Below are 10,935 nucleotides of genomic sequence, written 5' to 3'. Positions count from 1 at the left end.
AACAGATTGTCAAAAAGGAAATTGATGAACCCAACACATATCTCGTCAAAAGCATTTAGAAATATTGGTCTGATTGGTCGCCCAGATAAATCATCTGTGGTAGACACATTATGTCTCATCCATGATCATTTGCTGGGTTTAGGTTTACATCCAGTTTTTGACTCTGAAACAGCCGAACTCGTGCCTTATCGCAATACACAAACCGTAAGCCGACATTTGCTCGGTGAAGTGGTGGACTTGGTGATTGTGGTCGGTGGTGATGGTTCGCTGCTGCATGCTGCACGTGCTTTGGTGAAATACAGCACGCCTGTACTTGGAGTGAACCGTGGGCGTCTAGGCTTTTTAACGGATATTAAACCTACTGAAGTCATTTTTAAATTAGATCAAGTTTTAAAAGGTGAGTTCCAGATCGACCGCCGTTTTTTATTGGAAATGGAAATTCGCAGTCAAAAACAAATCATTTATGAGGCGATTGCGCTGAATGATGTGGTTTTGCATTCGGGTAAATCTGTCCATATGATCGACTTTGATTTAAAAATTGATGGGCAATATGTTTATCGCCAACACAGTGATGGTTTGATTGTGTCAACGCCTACAGGTTCAACCGCATATGCGCTGTCAGGTGGTGGTCCAATTTTACATCCAAGTATGGATGCGATCGCACTTGTTCCCATGCATCCGCATACTTTATCTTCTCGTCCAATCGTGGTGGGTGGACAAAGTGAAATCAAAATAGAAATTCGTGAAAATCGCGTTTTGCCAATGGTCAGCGCAGATGGACAAAGTAGTGTTTCATTAAATGTGGGTGATTGTTTGCATATTCGTAAACATCCATTTAAATTAACGCTTATACATCCGCCGGGTTATGACTTTTATATGGCTTGTCGTACTAAACTCGGTTGGAACCAAGATTTTGATTCATTGCAACAGCAGGATTAATCATGAATATTGAACAAATGCTTTCTATGCTTGACGCAGATGTCGTAGCACGTTTGAAAACTGCCGTTGAAATTGGCAAATGGCCCAATGGTGTTGTTCTGACCAAAGAGCAGCGTGAAATTTGTATGCAGGCTGTGATTGCATGGGAACATCAAAATTTAGATGAAAAAGAACGTTCTGGCTATATTGACAAAGGGCATAAAGAAGAAGGGGAAGAGTGTGATTCTCATGTGCCTGAGCCTGAGTTTAAACCGATTCGTTTTGTATAAATGAGAAGAAGGACGAGGTATTCGTCCTTTTTTATTTAAGTTAAATTACTGCTTAAAAACGACTCTTCCATAATTCTTGGGCTTTGCACATGGCTTCTGTAAAATCACTGACTCCCCCCATAGTATAAAGTGCAATTCCCATAGTTTCGATCACAGCCATTTCACCATATTCATGGTTTCGCTGACCTAACCACACGGCTTTAAAAATTTCTAAATCCAATTCTTCTTCAGCAGGACTACGGTTATCGGTGAGTTTTGGTAATTCATGCTCATACAATTCACCATTTTTAATCCCACAAATTAAGGTCTTGGCATCAGGATTGCGTTCAAATTCACCACCTTCACCTTTGATCACTGCACTATTTTGATAACCAAGTTTAAATGCAGCCTGTTGGTGTGAACTACGATAAGCAGGATGAAAAATTGCTTGCATGGTTGCTTTGGCATTAAAAGGATTGATTAAGCGTGCCAAAGTATGGATTGGAGAGCGTAAACCCATAATATTTCTTAAACCAATTAAATCACTTAAAATTGGCGAAATCACATGTAATGGTAAATAGGCAAAATTATGTTTTTCTAACTGTTCAGCGACATCATTTTCATTTTGGCAAATCGAATAGCCTAAGTATTGTAAAACTTGTTCTGTATAGACACGATTGATGGTATGTCCAGCAGCACCATGCATGACAACTTTATAGCCATGATGCGCCAAAGTTAAAGCAGACAATAAAAACCAAGGAAAATGTTTACGTTTACCGGCATAAGATGACCAGTCCAAATCAACGTATAAAGGTTTAAAGTTCAATTGGTCTTTGGTCGCTTGGACAAAGCCTACTAATTCATCTACTGACTCTTCTTTCACACGCAGCAACATTAAAAATGCACCGAGTTGTACATCTAAAACTTCGTTTTTTAAAATCATGCTAAAAGCATTGTAGGCTTCATTAAAAGTTAGTGAGCGTGCGCCATTTTTGCCTTTGCCTATAATACGAATATATTGAGCAAAAGGGTGTTCAAAGTCCTGATATTGATTGCGTTTTGTGATCATAAGTGGCTAAAAGAAATATTAAAATTACTTTATGAGACTATGACATAAAAATCCAAGAAAGGCTGTAAAGATATTGGTATAAGACTAAGGTCTAATGCGATTTTGTAGAATAATTAAACAGAAATTACATTTTGGGCAAGTCCCAGAGCAATTTTTTGACTAGAATGAGCATGTTTAATTTATTTATCTCCTATTCTCATGGGATTTAAAAGTGTATCTCTCATCGCTTTTAAGTCTTAATCAAGACCAATAAAAATTTTTAATGAAATAATTTTTCTGGAAAATGCCATTTTCTGGGGGATTTTTATATTTAAAAATTAGTGTTTTGCTGTGGTATGAGAATTTTTCGGCTGTGTTTCTGTAAAAAGAGGCACAACAAATAAAATATTTCTGTAATCGGAAATATCGAAAGAAGTTATCATTATGGCTAAGAAACCTCTGTATAAATCACTTTATTTTCAAGTGATTGTTGCCATTATTGCAGGTGTGTTGGTGGGACATTTTTTCCCAAGTACTACGCAATTGGTCAATGGTGTTGAAAAGCACATTCCTGGTATTGGGGAACAATTAAAACCACTAGGTGACGCATTTATTCGTCTGATTAAGATGATTATTGCACCTGTTATTTTCTGTACTGTGGTCAGTGGGATTGCAGGTATGGAAAGTATGAAATCTGTCGGTAAGACAGGTGGTATTGCTTTACTTTATTTTGAAATTGTATCCACCATTGCGTTATTGATTGGTTTATTGGTCATCAATATTGCAAAACCTGGTGTAGGAATGAATATTGATCCTGCATCGCTTGATACCTCTGGTATTTCTAAATATGTTGAGTCTGGGGCATCACAGTCGACCATCGACTTTTTGATGAATATTATCCCAAATACAGTCATCGGTGCTTTTGCCGAAGGTGAAATTTTACAAGTTTTACTGTTTGCGATTTTATTTGGTTTTGCATTGCACAAATTGGGTGATGTTGGAAAACCTGTCTTGAAGTTGATTGATCAAGTTGCACAAGTTTTCTTTAATATTGTAAATATGATCATGAAACTTGCGCCAATCGGTGCATTTGGTGCGATGGCATTTACGATTGGTAAATATGGTATTGGCAGTTTAGCGCAACTTGCACAATTGATTATTTGTTTCTATATCACGTGTTTATTATTTATTTTTATTGTGTTAGGTACCATCAGTCGTATTTGTGGTTTTAGCATTTTAAAAATTATTCGTATGATTCGTGAAGAGTTGTTGATTGTCCTCGGTACTTCTTCTTCTGAGTCTGTATTACCGAGAATGTTGAAAAAGCTTGAAATCGCAGGTTGTGAAAAGTCAGTAGTTGGTTTGGTGATTCCTACAGGTTATTCATTTAACTTAGATGGTACTTCGATTTATTTGACCATGGCGGCAATTTTCATCGCACAAGCGACCAATACACAGTTAGATGTATCACACCAAATTACTTTATTGGTAGTGTTATTAATTTCATCTAAAGGTGCAGCCGGCGTAACGGGTTCAGGTTTCATTGTTATGGCGGCAACATTGTCGGCAGTCGGGCATATTCCTGTTGCAGGTTTGGCATTAATTCTAGGTATTGACCGGTTTATGTCTGAAGCACGTGCTTTAACCAACCTTGTGGGCAACTCTTTGGCAACGATTGTAGTTGCAAAATGGGTAGGGCATTTGGATGAAAATAAATTACATCATGCTTTAAATCACCCAGAAGAATTAGACAAAAAAATGTTGGAAGCAAGTACGCAAAAAACGGTTTAACATTATTTCTTTCGAGAATGTATGAATGTTCGTTTTATTTAAAACCGAGTTAAGCTCTTAGCTCGGTTTTTTACATGCTTTATCATGTATCAGCATTATAAACTGAACGATGCCTACAGCATATTTTTGAGAAATTGGCGAATTATGTCTTATGCTATGTTAAATAGACAATTTAATTGAGTATGGGCAGTATTAAAAATAAAAAAGGCTTTGATCTACAAAGCCTTTTTGAATATTTCAAATATTTATGCTTTCTTTAAATTTTCATTGAGTAAAAATTCAACCAAAGCTTTTTGCGCATGTAAACGGTTTTCTGCTTCATCCCAAACCACAGCGTTTTTATGGTCAAGCATATTTTCAGAAATTTCCTCACCACGATGGGCAGGTAAGCAATGCATAAATAAACAATCAGGATGTGCCAAATCCATTAATTTTTCATTCACTTGATAATCAGCAAAGGCTTTTTCACGGATTTTTTGCTCTTCTTCTTGCCCCATACTTGCCCAAACATCAGTTACGATCAGGTCAGCATTCACCGCAGCATCTTCAGCAGAATCAACTAAATCAACACAGTGTCCAAATTCAGATAGAAATTCTGGTTTTGGTTCATAACCTTTAGGAGAGGCAATTTTTAATTTAAAGCCCCACATATGCGCAGCTTCAATATAGGAATTACACATATTGTTGCCATCACCAATCCAAGCAACCGTTTTACCTTCGATAGAACCACGATGTTCAACAAAAGTTTGTATATCCGCTAAAAGTTGGCAAGGATGATGATCATCTGTCAATGCGTTGATCACAGGCACTTTAGAATATTCAGCAAAACGTTCAACAATATCATGACCAAAAGTACGAATCATCACGATATCTAACATACTTGAAATCACACGTGCAGAATCTTCAATCGGCTCGCCACGACCTAATTGTGTGTCACGAGAAGATAAGAAAATTGCACTACCACCAAACTGGCTCATACCTGCTTCAAAAGAAACACGAGTACGGGTACTCGACTTTTCAAAAATCATGCCCATGACCTTGCCAACAAAAGGTTGGAAAGTTTCATTGTTATGCTGTTTTCGCTTCAATTCCTGCGCACGGTCAATAATGCGATTCAATTCAGCAGTGGATAGGTCACGTAATGTTAGAAAATGTCGTAGAGTCATGGTTACTCCACAATAATTGCTTAGCCAAAACACAAATAGCGATTGACCAACAATTCATTGTTGGTTGATTAAAAAAACGAAAAAGAATCTTCTAATATACTATAACAATGTTCAAATGCAAAAAAACTAGACTTTTTGATGACCTTTTAGAAAGTGATCTACACAATATTCAATGTGTTTGATTACTTCTTGTTCAGGTTGGGCGATTTCCAGCCCCATAATAATGCGCCATTCATAATCTCTTAAAATACCGAAATACATCATGGCAGAGCTAAGCGGATTAGGGCAGTCTAATAAACCTTGTTGGTGCGCACACTCTAACGCTTTTGCGATGGTAATTTGAATAAAATGAGCGCCTTTCTCATGAATATATAAAGCCAATTCAGGATTTTTTTGAGTTTGTTCAATAATTAAACGAATAAAAGAAATATTCTCTGGGGCTTTGAGATGGAAATAAAAGTTAGTTAAGGTTTGATTTAGATAATGACGCAAATGGTCTTTTTCAGGATTATAGCAAGAACAAATATCTTTAAAAAATAAACTGCGACGATAATCAAAAATAGCCGTAAATAAGCCTTCTTTATTGCCAAAGTATTTATAAATAGAGGCTTTTGAGCCGCCTGCATGATTTACAATATCATCTAAAGACACCGCATCATAACCATGTTCTAAAAATAATTCATTCGCACTCAGTAACAGTGCTAAACGCCGTTCTTGCCCACGACGCGTTTGCGGTTGCTCGCCGCAACTTACTGTTTCAATTTCTGCGATTTTTTTTTGCATAAAACCAATAATTCAAAAATACCTAGCCTTTGTAAGGATTATAACAAAGAAGTCAAGAAATTTCTGTTGATAAATGAATGTATTATTTTGAAAAGAAATACTATAATTAAAATAATGAATGTTAATTCAGTTTTTATTTGACTAAAGTTTTAGAGCTTTTAGCCTAAAAAGTCATGGCGAAGACACTTTTTATGGCTATACTCAAATCTCGATAAATATATAGACCACTGTGGAAAGGAATATGACACAAGAAACGTCTGCAGGCTTAAGATTTAGACAAGCACTGGAAGTGGAAAAACCATTACAAATCATCGGTACAGTCAACGCTTATGCAGCGATGATGGCGAAACAAGTCGGTTATAAAGCGATTTATCTTTCGGGTGCAGGTGTTGCAAACTACTCTTATGGTTTACCTGACTTGGGTATGACCAGCTTAGATAACGTTTTAGAAGATGTGCGTCGTATTACAGAACGTGTAGATACACCGTTACTGGTAGACATTGATACAGGTTGGGGCGGTGCATTTAACATTGCGCGTACCATCAAACAAATGATTGCCGCAGGTGCAGCCGCAGTGCATATCGAAGACCAAGTGGCACAAAAACGTTGTGGACACCGTCCAAACAAAGAAATCGTGTCGCAACAAGAAATGGTGGATCGGATTAAAGCCGCAGTAGATGCCAAAACCGATTCAAATTTTGTAGTGATGGCGCGTACTGACGCACTACAAAAAGAAGGCTTGCAAGCCGTGATCGACCGTGCTTGTGCCTGTGTTGAAGCAGGTGCTGATGCTATTTTCGCTGAAGCCATGACAGACATTACTATGTATAAAACTGTTTGCGATGCAGTGGGTGTGCCAGTGTTGGCAAATATCACTGAATTTGGTGATACCCCATATTACACAACGCAAGAGTTGGGTGAGCAAGGTATTTCAATGGTGCTCTATCCATTGTCAGCAACACGTGCGATGCAAAAAGCGGCACTGGAAGTGTTCCGTTCAATTCGTGAAAATGGCACACAAGTGAATGTACTTGACACGATGCAACAACGCAAAGAACTCTACGAATTCCTTGATTATCATACTTTTGAAAATACATTAGACAAACTATTCACTGAAGGAAAATAAAAATGGCTGAAGGTAAAGTACTGACTGGCGCAGGATTGCGTGGACAAGTTGCAGGGAAAACTGCATTATCAACCGTAGGTAAAAGCGGTGCAGGCTTAACCTATCGTGGTTATGATGTACAAGACTTGGCAGAAAATTGCCAATTTGAAGAAGTGGCTTATTTGATCTTCTTCGGTGAATTGCCAACCACTGAACAACTTGCTGCATATAAAGCAAAATTAAAATCTTTACGCCAATTACCCCAAGCTTTGAAAGAAGTACTTGAGCGTATTCCTGCTGACTCACACCCAATGGATGTGATGCGTACAGGCGTATCCATGCTCGGTAACCTTGAAACAGAAAAATCATTCGCAGAACAACAAGATGTTGCAGATCGTATTTTGGCGACTTTACCTGCGATTATTTGCTACTGGTACCGTTTCAGTCATGATGGCGTACGTATCGAAGAAAATACCGATGATGATTCAATTGGTGCACAATTCCTGCATCTTCTTCGTGGTGAAAAACCAAATGAGTTGCATGAACAAGTGATGAATGTTTCCTTAATTCTTTATGCAGAGCATGAGTTCAATGCCTCTACGTTCACTGCGCGTGTATGTGCATCGACATTGTCAGACATGCATTCATGTATTACAGGTGCAATTGGTTCACTTCGTGGTCCACTCCATGGCGGTGCAAATGAAGCGGCAATGGAAATGATTGAAAACTGGACATCGCCAGAAGAAGCTGAACGTGAAATGTTGGGTAAGCTTGAACGTAAAGAAAAGATCATGGGCTTTGGTCATGCGATCTACAAAGACAATGACCCACGTAATGGCATCATTAAAATCTGGTCTGAGAAATTAGCGAAAGATGTCGGTGATACGGTACTTTATCCAGTATCAGTACGCTGTGAAGAAGTGATGTGGCGTGAGAAGAAATTGTTCTGTAACGCAGACTTCTTCCATGCATCTGCATATCACTTCATGGGTATTGCAACCAAATTGTTTACACCAATCTTTGTCATGAGTCGTGTTACAGGCTGGGCAGCGCATGTGATGGAACAACGTGCAGACAACCGTATTATTCGTCCAAGTGCGGATTATACAGGTCCTGAACTGCGTAAAGTTGTACCGATTACTGAGCGTTCAGCAGTTTAATTCGAAATATTATTTAAATAATATTTTAAAAGCTCAATGTTGTTATTGGGCTTTTTTATGTTTTGCATATTTCATCAAAGTATTTAAATAAAAGATATTAAAAAAGGCATTCAGTTGAATGCCTTTTTGTACCACCGATCCCTATTGAATCGGTGAATGCTGAAGTTCATTTAGCTCTTTACGACTAAAGCCTCGAGATATGAGAACTTTCTTAATGCCAAGGATTGTGTCTTCATCTTTTGCTTTAGATAAAGCAAGGAGAAGTTGATCATTGGATTTACAAGAGCAATCATTTTCCACGCAAGCAATCTGATTCTTATGTTCATTTTGCTGTGCATCTGTATTAAACAGCTTTTGCCAAAAACTCATAGAGCCTTCTAATGCAACCTAACATAGTTTGAAATATAGAGTGTTTTAAATAAAATACAAGCTATGCGAAGGTCTAGTCAGCGGAAAATCACCATAATTTTAACGATTATAAAGTATAAGTTTAACGGAAATATGACAGCTTTATATTTTTCTTTCAATAAGCAATTGATAATCCATCTAAATTTCATTATTCAAAAAATAGGCTACTTTTCAGTAACCTAAATATGTTTGAAATAAATTGTTTAAATCTTTTCCAAGAGTACGCCAGATTCTACATGATGGGTATATGGAAATTGATCAAATAACGCAAGTTTTTGAATTTTATGAGTTTGAGTTAATACTTCTAAGTTTTCAAATAATGTGTCTGGATTACATGAAATATAAAGAATACGCTGAAAACCTTGTAATAATTTTAAGGTGTCCATGTCGATCCCCGCACGTGGTGGGTCAACAAAAACTGTATCAAAATCATAACTTGAGATATCAATATTTGCCTCTTGTAAACGGCGGAATTCACGCTCACCTTGATAGGCTTGGGTAAACTCCTCAGCAGACAAACGTGCAACTTGGATATTGTCTATTTGATTTTGCTCAATATTCCATTGCGCTGCATACACAGAAGATTTGGCAAGCTCAGTTGCAAGTACACGGCGAAAATGTAAAGAAAGCGGTAGTGTAAAGTTACCATTTCCACAGTAAAGTTCTAGCAAGTCTTTTTCAGACTTTTCTGCTGCATCACATGCCCACTGCAACATTTTTTGACAGACTTGAGCATTGGGTTGGGTAAAGCTGCTTTCAATTTGTTTGTATTTAAATTTACGCTCAAGAACTTGTAGTTCTTCAACCACAAATTCATCACTTAAGACAATTTTTTGACCACGACTACGCCCGATAATTTTGATATTCAGTTTTTCTGCAAGTTGTTTGGCTAAGGTTTCCCATTCTTCGCTCAGCGGTGCCCGATAAATCAAAGATACTAGCATTTCACCTTTTAAGGTTGCTAGAAAATGTACCTCAAATAATCGCTTAGACAGGATGTCATGACTTTTTAACTCAGCCAATAAAATAGGCATTAACGTGTTAATACTTTGATCAGCAATCGGGAATTCATCAATGCGTACCACAGTTTTTTGCTGATCAGCATCACGTTCAAACATGGCATAGAACATATCATCTTCAGTATGCCAAATTCGAAATTCTGCACGCATACGGAAGTTTTGTTCAGGTGATGCAAAAACCTCTAATTCTGGTGGATTGAATTTACTAAATTGATTGTGAATACGCTCAATTTTGGCATCGAGCTGAAGCTGATAAGTTGAAGTCATATGAATATCAAAGATACAAGTTTAAAGCAGCTAGAATGTTAACAAAGATTAGTCAAATTAGCTGCAATTAACTGAGTTTGTCGCTATGAAAAGCTACCTTTTTGTTAAATGTTCAACCAAATAATCGATAAAGACCCGTACTGCAGGTAATAAACCACGACGAGAAGGGTAAACGGCATGGAAAACACCTTGAGGAACTTTCCAGTTCGGAAGCACGCGAACCAATTGTCCAGTTGCGACATAGTCTTCGACCACAGAATCAGGCAGAAGCACCACACCACAATTTTGGCTGGCGAGTTTGGCAAGCATCAGCAAATCTGAACCCATAAGAATAGGATTTACTTTAACTTTCTTTTGATGACCCTCTTCATCATGCAAGATAATTTGCTGGTCAACGTGTTCATCTACCATACTTAAAATACGATGTTCAGATAAGTCCTCAGGTTTTTTTAAAGTGCCAAATTCATTTAAATAAGCTTGGCTTGCAAATAGATGTTGTTGAATTTGTTCAAACTTGCGTAATACAAGATTTGGATCATCGTCTAAGTTGTCACGCACACGTAAAGCCAGATCAATACCTTCATTCACAATGTCAACTCGACGATTACTGACGAGCAGTTGAACTTTAATCTCAGGATAATCTTTTAAAAATTGCGGTAAAATACGCGCAATTTCATTTTGTGCAATCGAAACAGGAACACTTACTTTAATCAAGCCTCGTGGCTGTTCACTCAAATGATCGACCAAATCATGTGCAGATTGTGCTGCGTTCATCATGACTTGCGCATAGCGATAAATATTCATGCCGATTTCAGTAACGGCAAATTGTCTAGAACTGCGTTGGATTAAACGTACACCTAAATTTTCTTCTAAGTTATAAACTCGACGACTGAGTTTTGATTTTGGAATATCTGTTGCACGTTCTGCCGCACTAAATCCACCATGTTCAACCACCAATGCAAAACAGTAAAAATCATCTAAATCAGTGAGCATTTAGCATT

Annotated in this window: 11 protein-coding genes; 5 read left to right on the top strand and 6 right to left on the bottom strand. The window is 37.6% G+C overall.

The genetic code is table 11. From position 1 onward, the window contains the following. Positions 1-24 precede the first annotated feature (24 nt). Together HUS24_RS06135 and HUS24_RS06130 are read left to right on the top strand one after the other, a co-directional pair. A complete protein-coding gene (locus tag HUS24_RS06135; protein WP_173911184.1) occupies positions 25-939 on the top strand; it encodes an NAD(+) kinase in 915 nt (304 codons plus the stop codon). 2 nt (positions 940-941) lie between these two features. Further along, the gene (locus tag HUS24_RS06130; protein WP_065991988.1) at positions 942-1,208 is read left to right on the top strand and encodes a YeaC family protein; all 267 of its coding nucleotides are present in this window, start codon (positions 942-944) and stop codon (positions 1,206-1,208) included. Between the two features lie 52 nt (positions 1,209-1,260). Here the strand turns inward: HUS24_RS06130 and HUS24_RS06125 are convergent, their stop codons facing one another. Then, positions 1,261-2,256 (bottom strand): glycosyl transferase family protein, encoded by a 996-nt coding sequence (locus HUS24_RS06125; RefSeq protein WP_173911183.1) that lies wholly within the window; start codon positions 2,254-2,256, stop codon positions 1,261-1,263. A 423-nt stretch (positions 2,257-2,679) separates the two neighbouring features. Here HUS24_RS06125 and HUS24_RS06120 point away from each other — a divergent pair, with 423 nt between their 5' ends. After that, the gene (locus HUS24_RS06120; RefSeq protein ID WP_173911182.1) at positions 2,680-4,026 is read left to right on the top strand and encodes a dicarboxylate/amino acid:cation symporter; all 1,347 of its coding nucleotides are present in this window, start codon (positions 2,680-2,682) and stop codon (positions 4,024-4,026) included. 245 nt (positions 4,027-4,271) lie between these two features. On the opposite strand, the gene argF is transcribed toward HUS24_RS06120, so the two are convergent. Then, the gene (gene argF, locus HUS24_RS06115) at positions 4,272-5,192 is read right to left on the bottom strand and encodes an ornithine carbamoyltransferase (protein ID WP_065991991.1); all 921 of its coding nucleotides are present in this window, start codon (positions 5,190-5,192) and stop codon (positions 4,272-4,274) included. Between the two features lie 126 nt (positions 5,193-5,318). After that, a complete protein-coding gene (locus tag HUS24_RS06110) occupies positions 5,319-5,975 on the bottom strand; it encodes a TetR/AcrR family transcriptional regulator (protein WP_173911181.1) in 657 nt (218 codons plus the stop codon). Positions 5,976-6,216: 241 nt separating this feature from the next. On the opposite strand from HUS24_RS06110, the gene prpB reads away from it, so the two are divergent. Together prpB and prpC are read left to right on the top strand one after the other, a co-directional pair. Next, a complete protein-coding gene (gene prpB, locus HUS24_RS06105) occupies positions 6,217-7,101 on the top strand; it encodes a methylisocitrate lyase (protein ID WP_065991994.1) in 885 nt (294 codons plus the stop codon). Between the two features lie 2 nt (positions 7,102-7,103). After that, on the top strand, positions 7,104-8,240 hold the full coding sequence (gene prpC, locus HUS24_RS06100; protein ID WP_173911180.1) for a 2-methylcitrate synthase: 1,137 nt from the start codon (positions 7,104-7,106) through the stop codon (positions 8,238-8,240). A 141-nt stretch (positions 8,241-8,381) separates the two neighbouring features. On the opposite strand, the gene HUS24_RS06095 is transcribed toward prpC, so the two are convergent. From HUS24_RS06095 to HUS24_RS06085, 3 genes are all read right to left on the bottom strand, one after another. After that, positions 8,382-8,609 (bottom strand): hypothetical protein, encoded by a 228-nt coding sequence (locus tag HUS24_RS06095; RefSeq protein WP_173911179.1) that lies wholly within the window; start codon positions 8,607-8,609, stop codon positions 8,382-8,384. 242 nt (positions 8,610-8,851) lie between these two features. Then, positions 8,852-9,934 carry a tRNA (uridine(54)-C5)-methyltransferase TrmA gene (gene trmA / locus HUS24_RS06090; protein WP_173911178.1) on the bottom strand — a complete coding sequence of 361 codons (1,083 nt, stop codon included), beginning with the start codon at positions 9,932-9,934 and terminating at the stop codon, positions 8,852-8,854. A 93-nt stretch (positions 9,935-10,027) separates the two neighbouring features. Continuing rightward, a complete protein-coding gene (locus HUS24_RS06085; protein WP_173911177.1) occupies positions 10,028-10,927 on the bottom strand; it encodes a LysR family transcriptional regulator in 900 nt (299 codons plus the stop codon). Positions 10,928-10,935: the final 8 nt, after the last annotated feature.

Source organism: Acinetobacter sp. Marseille-Q1618 (assembly GCF_902809855.1).
Classification (GTDB): Bacteria; Pseudomonadota; Gammaproteobacteria; order Pseudomonadales; family Moraxellaceae; genus Acinetobacter.
The sequence above is the reverse complement of the archived record's forward strand: the minus strand, read 5'-3'. Positions and strand labels throughout refer to the sequence as shown.